Origin of the sequence: Chromobacterium sinusclupearum, assembly GCF_002902845.1 — a bacterium.
GTDB classification, from domain to species: Bacteria; Pseudomonadota; Gammaproteobacteria; order Burkholderiales; family Chromobacteriaceae; genus Chromobacterium; species Chromobacterium sinusclupearum.
In genome coordinates this window covers 1-17,400 of sequence record NZ_PPTF01000011.1, presented here as the reverse complement: position 1 = coordinate 17,400, position 17,400 = coordinate 1, and the positions used below count along the sequence as shown (strand labels likewise).

The 17,400-nt window shown below is 59.4% G+C and carries 19 protein-coding genes; 8 read left to right on the top strand and 11 right to left on the bottom strand.

Annotated elements, in window-relative coordinates:
• The 8 genes from C2134_RS02745 to C2134_RS02710 all read left to right on the top strand — a co-directional run.
• Positions 1 to 704, top strand: a 704-nt coding sequence (locus C2134_RS02745) for a molybdopterin cofactor-binding domain-containing protein (RefSeq protein WP_146042076.1), incomplete at its 5' end; no start/stop codon positions are given.
• Between the two features lie 10 nt (positions 705 to 714).
• Positions 715 to 1,260 carry a hypothetical protein gene (locus C2134_RS02740; RefSeq protein WP_103317376.1) on the top strand — a complete coding sequence of 182 codons (546 nt, stop codon included), beginning with the start codon at positions 715 to 717 and terminating at the stop codon, positions 1,258 to 1,260.
• A gap of 7 nt (positions 1,261 to 1,267) precedes the next feature.
• On the top strand, positions 1,268 to 2,260 hold the full coding sequence (locus C2134_RS02735; protein WP_103317374.1) for an XdhC family protein: 993 nt from the start codon (positions 1,268 to 1,270) through the stop codon (positions 2,258 to 2,260).
• On the top strand, positions 2,257 to 2,826 hold the full coding sequence (locus tag C2134_RS02730; RefSeq protein WP_103317372.1) for a nucleotidyltransferase family protein: 570 nt from the start codon (positions 2,257 to 2,259) through the stop codon (positions 2,824 to 2,826). The genes C2134_RS02735 and C2134_RS02730 overlap by 4 nt, the downstream gene beginning before the upstream one ends.
• Before the next feature lie 650 nt (positions 2,827 to 3,476).
• The gene (locus C2134_RS02725) at positions 3,477 to 4,193 is read left to right on the top strand and encodes an ABC transporter permease (RefSeq protein ID WP_103317371.1); all 717 of its coding nucleotides are present in this window, start codon (positions 3,477 to 3,479) and stop codon (positions 4,191 to 4,193) included.
• A gap of 52 nt (positions 4,194 to 4,245) precedes the next feature.
• On the top strand, positions 4,246 to 5,172 hold the full coding sequence (locus C2134_RS02720; RefSeq protein ID WP_103317369.1) for a glycine betaine ABC transporter substrate-binding protein: 927 nt from the start codon (positions 4,246 to 4,248) through the stop codon (positions 5,170 to 5,172).
• Positions 5,169 to 5,831 (top strand): ABC transporter permease, encoded by a 663-nt coding sequence (locus C2134_RS02715; RefSeq protein WP_439646992.1) that lies wholly within the window; start codon positions 5,169 to 5,171, stop codon positions 5,829 to 5,831. The genes C2134_RS02720 and C2134_RS02715 overlap by 4 nt, the downstream gene beginning before the upstream one ends.
• Positions 5,831 to 6,973 (top strand): osmoprotectant ABC transporter ATP-binding protein OsmV, encoded by a 1,143-nt coding sequence (locus C2134_RS02710; RefSeq protein WP_103317367.1) that lies wholly within the window; start codon positions 5,831 to 5,833, stop codon positions 6,971 to 6,973. The genes C2134_RS02715 and C2134_RS02710 overlap by 1 nt, the downstream gene beginning before the upstream one ends.
• Before the next feature lie 100 nt (positions 6,974 to 7,073).
• On the opposite strand, the gene C2134_RS02705 is transcribed toward C2134_RS02710, so the two are convergent.
• From C2134_RS02705 to C2134_RS02665, 11 genes are all read right to left on the bottom strand, one after another.
• Entirely contained in the window at positions 7,074 to 7,532 is a 459-nt protein-coding gene (locus tag C2134_RS02705) for a BON domain-containing protein (protein WP_103317366.1), read from the bottom strand.
• A gap of 208 nt (positions 7,533 to 7,740) precedes the next feature.
• Positions 7,741 to 9,357 (bottom strand): chaperonin GroEL, encoded by a 1,617-nt coding sequence (gene groL, locus C2134_RS02700; RefSeq protein WP_103317364.1) that lies wholly within the window; start codon positions 9,355 to 9,357, stop codon positions 7,741 to 7,743.
• Between the two features lie 29 nt (positions 9,358 to 9,386).
• Positions 9,387 to 9,704 (bottom strand): co-chaperone GroES, encoded by a 318-nt coding sequence (locus C2134_RS02695; protein ID WP_043621205.1) that lies wholly within the window; start codon positions 9,702 to 9,704, stop codon positions 9,387 to 9,389.
• 169 nt (positions 9,705 to 9,873) lie between these two features.
• Positions 9,874 to 10,500 (bottom strand): diguanylate cyclase, encoded by a 627-nt coding sequence (locus tag C2134_RS02690; RefSeq protein ID WP_103317362.1) that lies wholly within the window; start codon positions 10,498 to 10,500, stop codon positions 9,874 to 9,876.
• 254 nt (positions 10,501 to 10,754) lie between these two features.
• Positions 10,755 to 12,284 (bottom strand): cryptochrome/photolyase family protein, encoded by a 1,530-nt coding sequence (locus C2134_RS02685; RefSeq protein ID WP_103317360.1) that lies wholly within the window; start codon positions 12,282 to 12,284, stop codon positions 10,755 to 10,757.
• A complete protein-coding gene (locus tag C2134_RS21800) occupies positions 12,284 to 12,424 on the bottom strand; it encodes a DUF2256 domain-containing protein (protein WP_158248681.1) in 141 nt (46 codons plus the stop codon). The genes C2134_RS02685 and C2134_RS21800 overlap by 1 nt, the downstream gene beginning before the upstream one ends.
• Positions 12,425 to 12,829: 405 nt before the next feature.
• Positions 12,830 to 13,354, bottom strand: a complete 525-nt coding sequence (locus C2134_RS02675; RefSeq protein ID WP_103317357.1) for a Rossmann-fold NAD(P)-binding domain-containing protein — start codon at positions 13,352 to 13,354, stop codon at positions 12,830 to 12,832.
• Between the two features lie 470 nt (positions 13,355 to 13,824).
• Positions 13,825 to 14,544, bottom strand: coding sequence for a hypothetical protein (locus tag C2134_RS02670; protein WP_146042074.1), 720 nt, complete (start codon positions 14,542 to 14,544; stop codon positions 13,825 to 13,827).
• 209 nt (positions 14,545 to 14,753) lie between these two features.
• Positions 14,754 to 15,347, bottom strand: a complete 594-nt coding sequence (locus tag C2134_RS21095) for a hypothetical protein (protein ID WP_146042073.1) — start codon at positions 15,345 to 15,347, stop codon at positions 14,754 to 14,756.
• The gene (locus C2134_RS21090; RefSeq protein WP_146042072.1) at positions 15,319 to 16,296 is read right to left on the bottom strand and encodes a hypothetical protein; all 978 of its coding nucleotides are present in this window, start codon (positions 16,294 to 16,296) and stop codon (positions 15,319 to 15,321) included. The genes C2134_RS21095 and C2134_RS21090 overlap by 29 nt, the downstream gene beginning before the upstream one ends.
• A gap of 9 nt (positions 16,297 to 16,305) precedes the next feature.
• A partial coding sequence (locus C2134_RS02665; RefSeq protein ID WP_233196339.1) for a DUF2345 domain-containing protein occupies positions 16,306 to 17,400 on the bottom strand: 1,095 nt, incomplete at its 5' end.

Here is a 17,400-nt window from a genome sequence, read left to right as displayed (position 1 = left end):
GCACGGTGGGCATGGCCTATGCCGTTCCGGCGCTGCAACTGGACCTGCATACCCCGAAGTCCGCATTGCCGGTGTTGTGGTGGCGTTCCGTCGGCCATTCGCACAGCGCGTTCTCCAAAGAGTGCTTCATCGATGAGCTGGCTTTGCTGGCGCGGCAGGACCCGGTGGCCTACCGGCTTGCGCTGCTCTCAGGCGCGCCGCGCGAGCAGGGCGTGCTGCGCGAGGCCGCGCGCATGGCAGGCTGGGGACGCAAGCTGCCCAAGGGGCACGGTCTGGGCGTCGCCGTCCATCCGTCTTTCGGCTCCTATATCGGCCAAGTGGTGGAGGTATCGGTCAAGGGCAAGCAGTTGAAGGTGGAGCATGTGTGGTGCGCGGTCGATTGCGGCGTGGTGATCAATCCGGACCAGGTGGCGGCGCAGATGCAGGGCGGCATCGTGTTCGCGCTGTCCGCGGCCTTGTTTGGGGAAATCACCTTCAAGGACGGCGCGGTGGAGCAGAAGAATTTCGATGGCTATCCGCTGGTCAGGATGTTCCAGGCGCCCAAGGTGGACGTGTCCATCATCGCCAGCGAGGAGGCGCCCGGCGGCACCGGCGAGCCCGGCAGCGCGCCGACGGCGGCGGCGCTGGCCAACGCCATTCACGCCGCCAGCGGCAAGCGCCTGCGCGCGCTGCCCTTGAGCCGGCATGGCTACGTAGCGGTGTGAGGAGATGGGCATGAACACTGTATTCCGACTCCTCGCGCTGGCGGCCTTGCTGCCATTTGCCACGTTGGCGGCCGACGATCCCGCGGCTTCGCGCCAGGCCTTCGGCGAGGTGGCCAAGGTGCTGCAGTCGCCGCGCTGCCTGAACTGCCACACCGTCACCAGCTTTCCGCGCCAGGGCGATGATCGCCATCCGCATGCGCAATTGATTCAGCGCGGCGCGGACAATATGGGCGCGCCGACGCTGATGTGCTTCGCCTGCCACCAGGCGGCCAACTCCGCCGACGGCCTGGTGCCGGGCGCGCCCAATTGGCATCTGGCGCCGCTGAGCATGGGCTGGGAAGGGCTCAGCGCCGGCCAGATGTGCCGCAAGCTGGTGGACAAGCAAGCCAACGGCAACCGCGATACGGCGGCGCTGGTGGCGCACATGACAGCCGATCCGCTGGTGCAATGGGCCTGGCATCCCGGCGGCAACCGCACGCTGCCGCCGTTGTCGCAGGCGGACTTTCACGACGCGGTGCGGCGTTGGGCCGGCAACGGCGCTTATTGCCCGAAGTGAGGCGGCGATGCGCGGCAACGACGAGGAAGTGCTGACCCAGGCCTTGGCCTGGCTGGAAAGCGGCCGGCGCGCAGCCTTGCTGACGGTGCTGGGCACCTATGGCGCGAGTCCAAGGCCACCGGGATCGATGGCGCTGATCCGCGACGACGGCGCGATTTTCGGCTCGGTGTCCGGCGGTTGCGTTGAGGACGACTTGCGGCGCGAGATCGCCGGCGGCGGTTTCTTCGATGGCGGTCCGGCGGTGCGGGTGCGCAGCTTCGGCGTCAGCGTGGAGGAGCGCCAGCGCTATCGCCTGCCGTGCGGCAACAGCCTGCGGGTGGCGGTGGAGTGCGCGCCGGACGCCGCGCAGCTGGCGGCCCTGCTGCAGGCGGTCCGCGCGCGGCGCCCGCTGTGGCGCCATGTCCGTTACGGCGACGGCTCGGCCAGCTTGGCCGAATCGGGGCCGGATGCGGCATTCGTCGAGGACGAGACGGGTTTCAGCGTGCGGCACGGCGCGCGCTGGCGCTTGCTGATCATAGGCGCGTCGGAGTTGGGCCGTTATCTGGCGCAGATCGCCGTCACGCTGGACTACGCGGTGACGGTGTGCGAGCCGCGCGAGGAGTACCGCCAGGATTGGCCTTTGCCCGATGTCCCGCTGTCGGCCGAGATGCCGGACGATCTGGTGCTGGCCTTCGCTTGCGACCAATACGCCGCGGTGGTGGCGGTGACGCATGATCCCAAGCTGGACGACCTGGCGCTGATGGAGGCGCTGAAGCTGCCGTGCCAGTATGTCGGCGCGTTGGGGTCGACCACGACCACGCTGAAGCGCAAGGCCCGCCTGGCCGAGCATTTCGGCCTGACGCCAGCGCAGCTGGATAGGCTGCATGGCCCAGTCGGGCTGGCGATAGGTTCGCGCACGCCGGCGGAGATTGCGGTATCCATCGCGGCGGATCTGGTCGCCAGCCGCAGCGCCTTGCAGCGCGCAGCGGCCGCCGAGGCGCCGCAGGCGTGTCGAGCATGATCGCCGGACTGGTGTTGGCGGCCGGCAGCGGCAGCCGCTTCGGATCGGACAAGCGCCAAGCCTTGCTGCCGGATGGCCGCTCGCTGCTGGAGGCCAGCGTCGGCGCCTTTATCGGCCAAGTGGGGGATGTGGGGCTGGTGCTGCCGGAGGACGATGCGTTTGGCTTGGCCTTGTGCGAGCAGTTGGGCGTGCGGCCGTTGCCGTGCGCGCTGAACCGCGCGGGCATGGGCCATTCCCTGGCTTGCGGCGTGGCTTGGGCGCTGTCCTTGCCGGATTGCCGCGGCGTGGTGTTGGGCCTGGGCGACATGCCTGGCGTCCGGCCGCATACCGTGAGCCAGGTGGCGGCGGCCTTGTGGCAAGGCAGGCTGGTGCTGCCGTGCCACGACGGCAATCCTGGCCATCCGCGCGGCCTGCCCGCGGCCTGCTTGCCCGGTTTGCTGGACTTGAGCGGCGATATCGGCGCGCGCGACGCGCTGGATTGGAGCCAGGCCTTGCGGCTGGATCTGGATGATCCCGGCATCTTGCTGGATATCGATACAGCGGACGATTTGCAGCGCGCCGGTTGACGATTTTGCTAGCCCCCTCCCGGACCGGGTCGCTCAGTTAAGTTGCTGTGATGCCGCAGTATCGTATGAGGGTAAGCGCGCATGGCACCGGGAAAATTGCGGATGTGCAGCCGGTCGACATTCAGCCAAAGGCAATGCCAGAAAAAATTTTCATGCCTTTGGCGAGATGGGCAACGCAAGGCGAGTCAGGCAAGCATGAGTAAGCCGCTGCTTGTCCCGAGTGGGGTGTTGGCATCAGCAAAATCATGCAGTTAGCCGGGTTTTGGCCGGGGTGGTATCCGGTTCTGCCACCTTGAATGGAGATGGGGCAGGCCATTTTGCCCTGCCGCGCTGAGATGGCTTTTCAAAGTACAAATGGATGAATATTTACAGTTTTTGCCTTGCTAATTCTTCAATATCAATATTCTAATGATGTTTCTGAATATTAGATTATTTGCATGTTTAATGGTGAGGTGTTATAGTCTTCGAAAATTCGCCGGCGCTTCATGCGCCACTCAATTGTCGGGCAAACGCCCGCTCCCGCGTTTTACGCATTCCATATCCGGTCTGGCCGGGTGTCTTGAAAATCTACTGGCAGCTCTCTGGTTGTCGCGATCATTACAGCGGATCGCAGACGGTTTGTCCGTCGCTATCCGCCAAGGAGGACGCAGATGCACAAAAGAGCGTTTGGCAAGCGCAGCATGTTTTGGCTGACCTTGGCCGCCCTGGCGGCGGCTGGGTTGTATTACGGCCTTGGCCCGGCCGTGTGGGCGGAATATCGAGAAGATCTGGTCTATCTGGGCCGGCAGCATCTCTATCTGGTTGGCGTGTCGATGGCCTTGGTGCTGGCGGTGGGCCTGCCCTGCGGCGTTCTGCTGAGCCGGCCGCGCTTGCGCCGCAGCGCGGAGTCCTGGATGCAGGTCTTCAATATCGGCAACACCCTGCCGCCGATGGCGGTGTTGGCGCTGGCCATGGTGGTGGTGGGCATCGGCGACGCGCCGGCCATCGTCGCCTTGTTTCTTGCCTCGTTGTTGCCCATCGTGCGCAACACCTATGCCGGCCTGGCCGGCTTGCCGCCGGCCATGCTCGAGGCCGCCGACGCGCTGGGCATGACGCCGCGGCAGCGGCTGTGGAAGGTGGAATTGCCCAATGCCTTGCCGGTCATCCTGTCCGGCGTGCGGGTGGCGCTGGCGCTGAATGTCGGCACCGCGCCGCTGGCCTTCCTGATCGGCGCCAGCAGTTACGGCGAGCTGATCTTTCCCGGCATCTACCTCAATAACCACACCGCCTTGTTGCTGGGCGCCGGCGGCACCGCGCTGATCGCGCTGGCGCTGGACCAACTGGTGGCCGCGGCTGGCCGCTTGGCCGCCGCGCGGGGCATCGCCTGAGCGGTGTGTCGGCAACGGCCCGCCTTGACGGGCTCCGCATGGAGGATTCCTTATGAAATTGATTGCGTCTCTGCGCAATAGGCTGGCCGGCATTTGCCTGGCCATCGCCGCTCTGACTCTGTTTTCCGCGCCGGCCGCGGCGGGCCTGGTATTGGGCAGCAAGAACTTCACCGAGCAGCATCTGTTGTCCGAGCTGACCGCGCAGTATCTGCGCAGCAAGGGCTACGAGATCACCCAAAAACAGGATTTGGCTTCTGTGATCATGCGCAATGCGCAAGAGCATGGGCAGCTCGATCTGGTATGGGAGTACACCGGCACCGGGCTGATCGTCCATCACGGCATTCAGCAGAAAATGAGCAATGAGGAGGCTTACGCCACCGTCAAGCGGCTGGACGATGCCAAGGGCCTGATCTGGCTGAATCCGGCCGCGCTCAACAATACTTATGCGCTGGCGATGAAACGCAGCCGCGCCGAAGCCGAGGGCGTGCGCACGCTGTCCGATCTGGCGCGAGTGGTCAAGCAGCGCAACGGCACCGATCAGCGCTGGCAGCTGGGCTTCGACATGGAGTTTGCCGGCCGCCCGGACGGCCTGAAGCCTCTGCAGCAGTTGTACGGTATGGAGTTGAGCCGGCCGCAGATCCGGCAGATGGACGCCGGTCTGGTTTACAACGCCATCCGCGATGGCTTTGTCGATGCCGGCCTGGTTTACACCACCGATGGCCGCATCATTGGTTTCGACCTGCTGGTGTTGCAGGATGACTTGAACTTTTTCCCGCCTTACGCCGCCGTGCCCGTGGTGCGCAAGGAGGTGCTGGACCGCAATCCCGGCCTGGCGGATGAATTGAACCGGCTGGCCGCCGTGCTGGACAACGACACGATGTCAGCGATGAACGCCGAGGTGGATATCCGGCACCGGCCGGTCAAGGACGTGGCCGCCGAGTTTCTGCGCAGCCACCAGTTGCTGAAGGAGGGCGCATGATGGAGACGGTCCTGGAAACCGGCCGCTATATCCTGGGCAATCTGCCGTATATCGGCGCGCTGGCGCAGCAGCACCTGTCGCTGGTAGGCATCGCCGTTGGGCTGGCTGTGCTGCTGGGCGTGCCGCTGGGCGTGGCGATCGTGCGTTTTCCCGCGCTGGCCGGTGCGGTGCTGAGCCTGGCCACCTTGCTGTTGACCATTCCAGCCATCGCACTGTTCGGGCTGATGATTCCGCTGTTTTCGCTGATCGGCCATGGCATCGGCGCGGTGCCGGCCATTACCGCCGCTTTTCTGTATTCGCTGCTGCCCATCGTGCGCAATACCCACACCGCGCTGACACAGGTGGAGCCCGGCGTGCGCGAAGCGGGCCGCGGCATCGGGCTGACCTTCTGGCAGCGGCTGCGCTGGGTGGAGTTGCCGTTGGCGGTGCCGGTGATTTTTGCCGGCATCCGCACCGCGGTGGTGCTGAATATCGGCGTGATGGCGATCGCCGCCATCGTCGGCGCCGGCGGCCTCGGCACCCTGATCCTGCACGGCATCAGCCAGAGCGACATCCGCAAACTGATCGCCGGCGCGCTCGCCGTCAGCCTGCTGGCCATCGCCATGGATTGGCTGTTGTTGCGCGCCCAGCGCGCGCTGACACCGAAAGGAATTCGCTGATGATAGAACTGCAAAATCTCTGCAAGCAATTTACCCAAAAGAACGGCCAACTGGTGCAAGCCGTGGACAATGTCAGCCTGAAAGTGGCGGAAGGCGAAATCTGCGTGCTGCTTGGCCCGTCCGGCTGCGGCAAGACCACCACCATGAAGATGATCAACCGCCTGATCGAACCGACTTCCGGCAAGGTGCTGATCGCCGGCGAGGATACGGCCGGCATCGATACCGTGACGCTGCGCCGGCATATCGGCTACGTGATCCAGCAGATCGGCCTGTTCCCGAATATGACCATCGAAGAAAACATCATGGTGGTGCCGCGCATGCTGGGTTGGGACAAGAAACGCTGCCGCGAGCGCGCCCGCGAGCTGATGCACATGGTGGCGCTGGACCCGGACCGTTTCCTGCAGCGCTACCCGCGCGAGATGTCCGGCGGCCAGCAGCAGCGCATCGGCGTGATCCGCGCGCTGGCGGCCGATGCGCCGGTGCTGCTGATGGACGAACCGTTCGGCGCGGTGGACCCGATCAACCGCGAGCAGATCCAGAACGAATTCCTGCAGATGCAGCGCCAGTTGGGCAAGACGGTGATGCTGGTCAGCCACGATATCGATGAGGCGATCAAGCTGGGCGACCGCGTCGCGGTATTCCGCCAGGGGCGGATGGTGCAGTGCGCCGGGGCGGACGAAGTGCTGGCGCGCCCCGCCGATGACTTTGTCGCCAGCTTCGTCGGCCATGACCGCATCTTGAAGCGCCTGCTCTTGGTGCAGGCCGGCGAGGTGGCCGATCTGCAGGAGACGCTGACGGCCACGCTGGACACGCCGCTGTCCGCTGCCTACGGCATGATGGACGATGGCGACTTGATGCATCTGACCGTGGTGGACGCGGCGGGCGAGCCGCTGGGCTTCGTCAGGCGGCGCGATGCCAAGGCCGGCGGCGGCCGTTGCCGCGACAAGCTCAACCGGATCGAGGCGACGGCCGGCGCGGGCGAGAACCTGCGCGTCGTGCTGTCGCGCCTGTATGAGCACAACCTGACCTGGATGCCGGTGGTGGACGAGGCCGGGCGCTATTGCGGCGAAGTTTCTCAGGACTATATCGCCGGTTATCTGCATTCCGGCCGCACCCGCAAACGGAATGCCGTGCTGGTGTAATCCGATTTGATGGCAGGCAAAAGGCGCGAGTTTCGCGCCTTTTTTTGCGGCTGCCGGCGGGGCGGCGCGGTGAAGATTCCGCAGGCAAAGGGGGAGGGCGCTATTTCGCCGGCATCACCGGATAGTTCGGTTTGCCTGTTCCAATGATGGTATTCGTCACCACCAGCTGCACATCCGGCGTTTGCCTGACGAAGGTGTCAATGCCGGAGGCGGCCTGCTTGTTGCGGGTGCAGCCTTCAACATAAACAAAGCGCCGTTGCACCGTGATCCACAAGCTGGCATCGGCAAACCGGCTAGTCTTGGCAAAGCGGCGCTGCAGATCCTTGGCGATGTCGGCATCGTACAGATAGGCATTGGGCTTCTTGCACTGTCCGGCCCGCCAGCAACTGGTGCCGCGCTCCACCCGCGAATGCGCCTGCGCTTTCATGTCCTCTTCCGTGCCGAATGGGCCAAGCGGCATGGGGCAGCCGGCTACTTGCTTGCGCACCTGAAAGAACGGGTCATGAAACCAGTTCTTGACCGGCTCCGCGGCAAGCGCAGGGCGGGCTAAAAGCGGCATCAGGCAGAGCCGGAGGAGCCAGAGGGCAAGGACTGTGTTGCGCATGGTGAATGCTTCTGTCTGGATGGCGCCGTTGAGAGGATAGCGTGAGCGAGAACTTCCATTTTTGCGGCTTTCCGTTGTCTACCTTATAGCCCACTTTTTGCGGGCGAAAAAAAAGCCCGCGCTTGGGCGCGGGCCAATGATGAAAGAGGACCAGACCGGCGGATCAGTAATCCAGCTCCGCCGGGGCCTTGGCCTTGCTGTCCTGCGCCGCTTCGGCCACGGTGGCGTCGGTGGTCAGGATCAGGCTGGCGATGGAAGCCGCGTTTTGCAGCGCGGTGCGGGTCACCTTGGTCGGGTCGATCACGCCCATTTCCACCAGGTCACCGAACTGGCCGCTGGCGGCGTTGTAGCCATGGCTGCCCTTGCCCTCCAGCACCTTGTTGACGATGACCGACGGCTCGTCGCCGGCATTGGCGGCGATGGCGCGCAGCGGCGCTTCCAGCGCGCGCAGCACGATCTGGATGCCGGCGTCCTGGTCGGCGTTGTCGCCCTTCAGCTCGCCGATGTGGGCGCGGGCGCGCAGCAGGGCCACGCCGCCGCCGGCTACGATGCCTTCTTCCACCGCGGCGCGGGTGGCGTGCAGCGCGTCGTCCACGCGGTCTTTCTTCTCCTTCATTTCCACTTCGGTGGCCGCGCCGATGCGGATCACCGCCACGCCGCCGGACAGCTTGGCCACGCGCTCCTGCAGCTTCTCGCGGTCATAGTCGCTGGTGGCGGCGTCGATCTGCGCCCGGATGGCCTGCACGCGGGCGTCGATCTTGGCCTTGTCGCCGGCGCCGTCGATGATGGTGGTGTTTTCCTTGCCGATTTCCACGCGCTTGGCGCTGCCCAGCTCGGCCAGGCTGGCTTTTTCCAGCGTCAGGCCGGTTTCCTCAGCAATGACGGTGCCGCCTGTCAGGATGGCGATGTCTTCCAGCATGGCCTTGCGGCGGTCGCCGAAGCCCGGGGCCTTCACCGCGGCTACCTTCAGGATGCCGCGCATGCTGTTCACCACCAGGGTGGCCAGCGCTTCGCCTTCCACGTCTTCGGCGACGATCAGCAGCGGCTTGCCGGCCTTGGCCACTTGCTCCAGCACCGGCAGCAGGTCGCGGATATTGCTGATCTTCTTGTCGTACAGCAGCACCAGCGGGTCTTCCAGCGCGGCGGTCTGCTTTTCCGGATCGGTGATGAAATACGGCGACAGGTAGCCGCGGTCAAACTGCATGCCTTCGACGACGGCCAGCTCGTTGTCCAAGGACTTGCCGTCTTCGACGGTGATCACGCCTTCCTTGCCCACTTTTTCCATGGCGTCGGCGATGATCTTGCCGATGGCCTCGTCGGAGTTGGCAGACAGCGCGGCCACCTGGGCGGTTTCCTTGCTGTTGGTTACCGGTTTGGACAGGGTTTGCAGCTCCTTCACCACGGCATGGACGGCTTTGTCGATGCCGCGCTTCAGGTCCATCGGGTTCATGCCGGAGGCGACGTACTTCATGCCTTCCTGCACGATGGCCTGGGCCAGCACGGTGGCGGTGGTGGTGCCGTCGCCCGCCACGTCGGCAGTCTTGGACGCCACTTCCTTCACCATCTGCGCGCCCATGTTTTCGAACGGGTCTTTCAGTTCGATTTCCTTGGCGACGGACACGCCGTCCTTGGTGATGTGCGGCGCGCCGAAGCTGCGCGCCAGCAGCACGTTGCGGCCTTTCGGGCCCAGGGTGACTTTCACGGCATTAGCCAGCACATTGACGCCATTGACGATGCGTTCACGGGCGTTGTCGTGGAAGCGGACTTCTTTCGCAGCCATGGTTTAACTCCTGTGAGGTATGGGGGAAATCAGGCAGCCTTGCGGCCGGACTCGGATGCGCCTTCGATCACGCCGAAGACGTCTTCCTCGCGCAGCACCAGGTATTCCTGGTCGTCCAGCTTGACGGTCTGGCCGCCGTATTTGCCGAACAGCACCAGATCGCCCACTTTGACTTGCATCGGCAGCAGCGTGCCGTCCTGCAGGCGCTTGCCGGGGCCGACCGCCAGCACTTCGCCTTGTTCCGGTTTTTCGGCGGCGCTATCGGGGATGACGATGCCGGAGGCAGTCTGGCGGACCTTTTCGACCCGCTTGACGATAATCCGGTCGTGCAGAGGACGGATTTGCATATCAATCTCCTGTGCGATTCAGATCATTGGAAACGGTATGTGAGACCGGCTGGCCGCAGGCGCGCAAAGGCCCGCGCTTACCGGTTAAATGCAGCCTGGGTGGCTGACGAATCACGAAGTAAGGGCGGGCCAAACGCTTTTCAAGAGGTTTTTTTCAGAAAAAATCCGGCTACAAAATCAGACGTTCGACGCGGCCGAAACGGTATTCGGTTCTGGCGGACTTGCCGCCGCGGCAGGCGCGCGGCGCGAGCGGGCAGGGAGGCTGGCGCCGGCCTTCCGCGCCCAGGGTGTCGTCTTCGGCCAGTTCGCGCCACACTCCGCCGTGCACCGGCCGAAAATGCCAGGAAACATAGCCGCGGCGAGCCGCCAGCCGCATCAGCTCCGGGCTGTCGGGCGCCTCCGCCACCACGCTTTCCAGGCCGTCTACAGGTGGCAAGTCGCCGAAAGCCTGGCGGCAGGCCAGCGCCTCGCCGGCGGCAGCGCCTATGGTGTTGCAGCCGCGGCGCTCGTCGCGCAACAGACTCCACGCGCCCAGCTGCCAGGCCGCGTCCAGAATCTCTTCCTCCACCAACGATAGCGCGTTCCAACGGCGTGTCAGTTGCAAGGCCGAGGCCGGCACTTGCCGGAAGATCGTTTTGTTCGCTTCCGCATGGCCCGTTTCGGACTGGCGGAAGCCATGCCAATGCAGCATCAGCAGTAGCGGCGTGTCAGGAAAGGGGACGGCGCTGAGGCTGACCGCAAACAAGGGCAGCCGCATATGGTGGATTTGGGCGGATACGGTATCGAACAACTCCATGGCGACACTCCATGACAATGGATGCGAAGACATGTTTGAACGATAAAAAGATTGCCGGCGCAAGGCAAGCGCACACCGCCTGCAAGTTTTGCTCCAAGCGGTGGTCCAGGGGGCGGTTTCGTACCATCGCGCCTAGTCGCTGTCCTGCTGGAAAACTAACGCCGAGCGATGCCGGGCCGCGGCGTGGTGCAGCAGCAGGCAAGGGGCCGGAGAGTAAAGGCGAACCGCGCGAGATGTTTTCCAGCATGGTTTTCTCAAAGTGCGTCGAGATTGGCTTGCAATGCGGCAGCGCGCGCGGCGATGGCGGCGCGCTCGGTTTCCGGGAGCGTGTCCAGCTGACGGTAGACCAAGGCCAGCCGCGGATTGGCGGCCAACCGCTCCCGGTGGCGCTGGAAGAAATCCCAGTACAAGGCATTGAACGGGCAGGCATCGGGGCCAACGCGCTGTTTGGGCTGGTAGCGGCAACCCGCGCAGTAATCGCTCATGCGGCCGATATAAGCCGCGCTGCCGGCGTAAGGCTTGCTGCCCAGCAGCCCGCCGTCGGCGAACTGGCTCATGCCCAGCGTGTTGGGTAGTTCTACCCACTCGAAAGCGTCGATGTAGACGCCCAAATACCATTCGTGCAGAGCTTGCGGCGACAAGCCGGCGATCAGCCCGAAATTGCCTATTACCATCAGCCGCTGGATGTGGTGGGCGTAGGCGTCTTCCAGCGATTGGCCGATGGCGTGCGCGAGGCACTGCATGCCGGTGTCGCCATCCCAGAACCAGCGCGGCAGCGGCAGCCGGTGCGCCAGCGCGTTGCAGTTGCGGTAGTCGGGCATTTGGGCCCAGTACACGCCGCGCACGTATTCGCGCCAGCCCAGTATCTGTCGCGCGAAGCCTTCCACCGCGGGCAGCGGCGCGCGGCCCGAGCGCCAGGCGGCGACGGCGGCGTCCACCGCCTCGCGCGGGTTCAGCATTTTCACATTCAGGGCGAAGGACAGCAGCGAATGGAACAGCCGCCGCGCGCGCGCGTTCATCGCGTCCTGATAGGCGCCGAAATGCGGCAATGCGTGTTCGACGAAGGCTTGCAGCAAGTCCAGCGCCTCGGCGCGGTTGCGCGGCCAGCGCAGCGCGTCCGCCTGCGGCTGGCCGAAGCTGTCCACGCTGGCCTTCTGTATGGTCTGCCACAGTTTGCTGTGATCATGCGCCGGCCGCGGGTCTATTGGTTCGGGCGGGTCGCCGGGCCAGCGCTGGCGGTTGTCGGCGTCGAAATTCCAGCGCCCGCCGACGGGTTCGCCGTCGTCGTCCAGCAAAACCCGGTGCTTGCGGCGCAGCTGGCGATAAAAGGTTTCCTGCCGCCATTGCCGCCGCGCGCCGAAAAACGCCGCCGCCTCGCCGCGCGCGGTGTAAAAGTGCTCGCTGTCCGCCATGCGGCAGGGAATGGGCAGGCCCTTGGCCCAGTCTGCCAGTATGCGGTCCAGCCGCCATTCATCCGGCGCCTGGTATTCCACCGCGGCCGCGCCGTAATGGACGATCAGCGCGTCCAGATTGCCGGTCAGCGACTGGCGGTTGCTGGCGTCGTCGATGGCGACATAGCGCACGCGATGGCCCTGCGCTTTCAACTGGGCGGCGAAATCGCGCATCGCGGCGAAGATGGCCAGGATTTTTTGCGCGTGGTGGCGCACGTAGTCGGTTTCCTGACGGATCTCCATCATCACATGCACCACGTCGGGATCGGTCGATGCGAACCAGCTATGGCAGGGATTGAGCTGGTCGCCCAGTATCAGCCGCAATGTAGTCATCAGGCCCTGTCTTTCACGCGCCTGCAGCGTTCGGAGCAAGGCTGGACAGCATCCCTGCAGGCGCGCCAAATTGCATGCCAGCTTATCGTCCTGTCGCAGGCGGAGCCGTGATTGAACGGTAGCGCTGCCGTGTTGTTCATGAATATACGCGTCTCCATTCCCCTGCCCGCATTTTACCGATGCGAAGGGGTTGATTTATACGCCAATTTATTTATTTGCAATAGCAAGGGGCATGGCGTGCAATGGCTATGTCCCATGTTGGTGCGATTTCAACTGTGTCAAAGAGTGCGCAGTAACTTTGAAAACCTACTGTAGGGAGTCAAAGTTAGTGAAGAAAGCCTTCCTTGTCTGGTAAGACTTTTTCATTCCCATGCGCTTCTGCGGCAGGAGCTTACGTGCAGAATGACTGAAAATATCGGACCTTTACGCAGATACCTTGCAAAAAACGTATTGCATAAGGTAATCGAATCCAGCTCCGGGCAGATTCACCCTAATCCTGATCCCCTTGCATAGCGTAATTGAAAAGGGGTGATCGCCGTCAGTGCTCAAATCGAGCCCACAACGCAGTCGCTCGTGGACTTGATTGCTTGGATGACTCCGAGCGAAATTTCATCGTGCGTCAGCCAGCGCGAAGATCTGTCGTGCTCCTGAACGGCCCCCAGCACGACGGCGGTGTAGCGGCAGCCGGCTTGCACAACCTCGAGACGGCGCTGCGCGACTCGGTCCAGCACTTTACCGCTGCCGCTGCCGTGGATATCGACAATGCGGCAGTTCGAGCCGCGCACCATGTCGAGCAAGCCCAGCCTCGCGCCTAGGCCGGATTCGTGCATCCAAAGAATGATCAAATCGGGAGGGAAACGATCGATTGTCGGCTTCGTCGCAGCGAGGAAAGCCGGAACCGTGGTCCAATCCGCGGAGACGCAGTTTGCGCTGGAAAGACCCAATCTCTTCGCGGTGGCGAGACTATCTCGAGAAACCAAGATGAGCTGCGACGCATGGTCGGCCAGATACCGCGTCGCTTTTGCGAGCATCCCGGTGCCGCCGACGACGAGAACCGTTTTGAATTCCATGAAGAATCACTCCCGGATCAGGTTCTTTCTTTTAGGAAGAGCGGACGTATTTTTGATACGACATGCCATTGAATTTGATTTTTGGGTTGCGGTTGGGAGGCATTTTTATCGACTTGGAGCGAGTTGCAATTTATTTGCCTTGAGTTGTCAATAACTTTGCCTCTCTACAACAACTGTAGGTTTTCAAAGTTAGTGAAAAAATCATTCCTTGCCAGATAAGACTTTTTTCACTTTCTTGTCAGCGTAGCAAGACGAATCAGGTGCAGAGTTTCTGCAAAAAACTAACTTTTCTGCGTAGTTGTTGAAAAAATCTTCTGGTCAAAATGCCCCGAGCCATGAGATGGGGAAATGGGTGCTTTGAACAGGATTATCCCGTCGAAAGCACCCTTCATCTGGCGGTACGCGTCATGCTGTCGAGAGGTTTTCTAAAACGGTTGAGTTGTTTGGGGAGCTATAAGATTAGGGCTAATCTATTCGAAAAGCTTCTTGCAGGTGGCATCTAAAGCGTCACCATCAAGTCCGCCAAGTGTAGTTCTATTTACTAATTTTTTTGTCTTCAAGTTATACACTCCAGGGTACGAGTCGCCGGTGCAGTCGGGATCACCGTTGATGGAAACATATTTTCCGTCTTTTGAGATGATTCCATTGTCAGTTAGGCTGAATACATTCTCTAGTTGTTTTTTTGCAGGCGTTTTTTTATCAAAAAAACCTTTGGCCTGTATCACGTCTTTTTTTGTTTTTATATCATATAGTTCTGCTAAGTACCCATCGGGGGTGGCTGAGTAGATGTCTGCACTGAGTACTAGCCCTTTGCTTTTGTTTATATCAAATAGAAAGCTCTTTATCGATTCTACTTTTATTTTGTTGGTGCAGGAGATAAGTTTATTTTTATCGATATAGTCATGCTCGGATAGTATTACATACTCGCCATCATTGCTTAACCTTGGTGGGAGTCTGGGATCGGATCCCATTGAGGCCGTTAAGTTTGTGATGGTACATTTCTTGCCAGCTCCCGTCGCCATAACAGTATTACTCGAGGCAGCAGTGAAAGTATACCCGCTACTTATCGGTAGTTGATAACTGTCGTCTGCGTAGGCTATTCCAGAGGCAATAAATGCTATGCAAGCAAGGCTATTCAAGGAGTATTTTTTCAATACGTGCTGTATGTGCTTTTCTATCGGGAAGTCCAATTTCGCCTCCATTAATTGCTAAAGTGATCAGTCGCACTGCATTGGGAGAGCGTTGATGAAGGCGATAGGTAATTTTAAAGCTTAGTTTTTTATTTTGGTGTTGAGTTGAAATCAAAAAAACACAAAACACAAAACAGATGAAGTCTATTCTGTGTTGTATTTTTGATATTACATGCCGCTTAGTGATATTCAACCAAAATCTAAGTTAATTATTCAAGCGATATCGTTTCAGAATAGCTATCTCCATTATTGTTAGGATGGCTTAGCCACCTTATAATGATCTTGCTATTTTGCAGTTGGAATGCATTTTCAATCTTCCCATCTCCGTTGTCCTGCAAGTAAATGTCATGCTGACAACTTTGCACCAGTTCGTCTCTCTTAATAAAGATTGAATCATTTCTGATAGAAATTAATTTTAACCATATCTCAACCCCAGATCCGCACTGCCCTTGTGCATCACCAGAGTTGGTTCTTAATGGGAATAGATATGGTATGGCATATCCACTGTTCGTTTTTATGGGTTGAGAAAAGACTGTTCTATTATAAGAATCTGCCCCAATAATTTTTGGATCTCTACCTTTGGGTATAGGGAATGATAGCTTACCTATTTGTTTTCCTTTTTTTATTAAAATGACATGCGTGCTGTTTTTTTTCTTGTAATCAAACGAAACTGAGTAATCTTCATTTAATTTGATTATAGTTGATGAGCCTTCCGCGCTGCGTGCACTCCCGGAAGCTGTAATAAAAACTGAAAAAAGCATAAGGCAACATAATCTACTGCGCATTTTTAATATGTTCAGCATAGCAGCGTCCGGTATAAATGGGTTTGCTTTTCTTATTGTTTCTCAATTCTTCAACTGATTTGTCTTTATTCTCTTCTTTGGTTATGTCCCATCCTTTGTTCGATTCTTGAGGGTCGCAAGTTATTGCATTGTTTATCACCCAGGATTTAGACTTTTCATCCCATGTGTGATAATGATGATTTGCGCCATTGTAATATGCCAAAGTCTCTAGGTCTAACTGATCTTGGTTATATGGCCTATGGTTTTGCGAGAGATATTTTTTCGCCAGGGATCGTTTTGAATTAACAATGGATATTATGCTGTCAGCATGCATTTTCCAGTTCCAAACCTGCTCGAATGTAGGAACTGGATTTGTTGCTTGGCCCAAACCATAACCATTGTCAAATGAGACCAGTGGCATTTCGTCTGAGTAGAAGTGAGTAAAGCTGGTTTCTTGTTTGAATATTTTCTTTACGAGTTCTGCTAAATCAGGGTCAGGCTTGCTGTCAAGGTATGTAGTTACTAACTCTTTTCCTGGTTCTGTTCCGAGAATAAAAATCGTTCTTCTGAATTTATCCTCTCCAGCCTTTATATTGACAGTCAACTCCCCACCAATAACTTGATTGTCTAGGTTCGCAATCCATTTATTCTCAGTTAGTATTTTTTTGCCTTGGGCAGTATAAGTTTTGCTATGCTTTGGTTTGAAACGAGGTTTGTTTTTCTTTTGCTTGCAAGATTGAACAATCCAACGGATGTTCCACTCAAGAGTATAGGGTGGCGGTGCGCTTGTCTTAAACTCAAATACAATTTCTGGAAATTTTGCATCGGCAGTAATGTGAAACTTTTCGCAATTGTTTGGCTTGATCCATTCGCCCGTATTAGCATTTACTTCACAGCGTAGTAATGATCCTTCAATGCCATCAGTTTTTCCCGCTGACTTGCTCTTTGCAATTGGCTTCTTCTGACTCATTTGTAATTCCTAGCTAATATCTTTCCCGTGATCAAATATTTCTACGTCAAAACTTTCATGCTTGGCACTCTGGAATCTTTGTGTAAATCCATTCTCATCGGTGACGCCTTCGTGAATTCTGCCACTTGCAAAAGTAATCCGATAAGGGGTGTGGGGCATTGGAATATCAGTTCCATGATGAATAAGATGCAGTTGCTGATCACTTAACCCAATTTTAGGAAGTTGCGGGAGCAAGGCATCTAGACTAGCGGGGCCATTCAAATCATGACTAACACCTTTGACGCTAACCGTGCCAGGCGCATGCACTTCGATATTGCCGTCCGCTATGCGAAAGTAAGCCCCGCCAGCCGTTACCAGAATTTCCTTTTTGGCGTTGACGACGATTCGCTCCTTGCAGGAGGTGATGGTCACATCCTTGTCTGCCGTGATCTCCATCGCATCGCTTTGAGCCTGGATTTGCACCTTGCCCTTGGCCGCAATCAGCTTCACCGCTACCTTGTCTTTCACCCCGGTTACGAACAAGCTGATGCTCTTGCCTACATTGTGAATCCAGCGCCGGCCGGTGGTGTGGTTGGCGTCGCGCTGAGCGACGAGGTTGAGGTTCGTGCCGGCAGTTAACGTTTGGCTTTGCTCGGTCACGCTGGCGATACCGGCAGGGCCTGACAGAATCAGTTGTGGTTGCTGGCCAGCCTGATCGTTCGCCGTCTTGCCGTCTTTGTCGGTATTGCTGCCGGCTTCCCAGGCAGCCAGCGCGTCGAGCTGGTGCTGGAGATGGCCGGTGTCCTTCTTACCGCTCTTGGCGTTGTCGTCGCCGATCTCATCCGGCCCGGTTTCCATGGTGTCGGCAAGCTGGCCGGTGGCGGTTTCAGCCAGCGCCTGACTCAGCGCGACGGCGGACTGCAACTGGCTTTGCGCATGCTCGCGCGCCAGCTGCTTGCCGCCGGCGCCGTTCTGCGCTTCGGTGGACAACAGCAGGCCGTGGGCGGCGCGGATGGCGCCGTGCTGGTCGGTTCTGAGTTCGAAGCCTTCGCCGCGCGGCTGGGCTTTGCCGTTGCTGCGCGGGTGGGTGAGGAAGCCCTGATTCAGCTGGGTCTTGCCGGATTC

What these genes read in the sequence shown, in the direction of transcription:
- C2134_RS02740 (WP_103317376.1), top strand. Translation starts at nt 715, where the DNA reads ATGAACACTGTATTCCGACTCCTCGCGCTGGCGGCCTTGCTGCCATTT.
- C2134_RS02735 (WP_103317374.1), top strand. Translation starts at nt 1,268, where the DNA reads ATGCGCGGCAACGACGAGGAAGTGCTGACCCAGGCCTTGGCCTGGCTG.
- C2134_RS02730 (WP_103317372.1), top strand. Translation starts at nt 2,257, where the DNA reads ATGATCGCCGGACTGGTGTTGGCGGCCGGCAGCGGCAGCCGCTTCGGA.
- C2134_RS02725 (WP_103317371.1), top strand. Translation starts at nt 3,477, where the DNA reads ATGCACAAAAGAGCGTTTGGCAAGCGCAGCATGTTTTGGCTGACCTTG.
- C2134_RS02720 (WP_103317369.1), top strand. Translation starts at nt 4,246, where the DNA reads ATGAAATTGATTGCGTCTCTGCGCAATAGGCTGGCCGGCATTTGCCTG.
- C2134_RS02715 (WP_439646992.1), top strand. Translation starts at nt 5,169, where the DNA reads ATGATGGAGACGGTCCTGGAAACCGGCCGCTATATCCTGGGCAATCTG.
- C2134_RS02710 (WP_103317367.1), top strand. Translation starts at nt 5,831, where the DNA reads ATGATAGAACTGCAAAATCTCTGCAAGCAATTTACCCAAAAGAACGGC.
- C2134_RS02705 (WP_103317366.1), bottom strand. Translation starts at nt 7,532, where the DNA reads ATGCCGCTTTTAGCCCGCCCTGCGCTTGCCGCGGAGCCGGTCAAGAAC.
- groL (WP_103317364.1), bottom strand. Translation starts at nt 9,357, where the DNA reads ATGGCTGCGAAAGAAGTCCGCTTCCACGACAACGCCCGTGAACGCATC.
- C2134_RS02695 (WP_043621205.1), bottom strand. Translation starts at nt 9,704, where the DNA reads ATGCAAATCCGTCCTCTGCACGACCGGATTATCGTCAAGCGGGTCGAA.
- C2134_RS02690 (WP_103317362.1), bottom strand. Translation starts at nt 10,500, where the DNA reads ATGGAGTTGTTCGATACCGTATCCGCCCAAATCCACCATATGCGGCTG.
- C2134_RS02685 (WP_103317360.1), bottom strand. Translation starts at nt 12,284, where the DNA reads ATGACTACATTGCGGCTGATACTGGGCGACCAGCTCAATCCCTGCCAT.
- C2134_RS21800 (WP_158248681.1), bottom strand. Translation starts at nt 12,424, where the DNA reads ATGAACAACACGGCAGCGCTACCGTTCAATCACGGCTCCGCCTGCGAC.
- C2134_RS02675 (WP_103317357.1), bottom strand. Translation starts at nt 13,354, where the DNA reads ATGGAATTCAAAACGGTTCTCGTCGTCGGCGGCACCGGGATGCTCGCA.
- C2134_RS21095 (WP_146042073.1), bottom strand. Translation starts at nt 15,347, where the DNA reads ATGCTGAACATATTAAAAATGCGCAGTAGATTATGTTGCCTTATGCTT.
- C2134_RS21090 (WP_146042072.1), bottom strand. Translation starts at nt 16,296, where the DNA reads ATGAGTCAGAAGAAGCCAATTGCAAAGAGCAAGTCAGCGGGAAAAACT.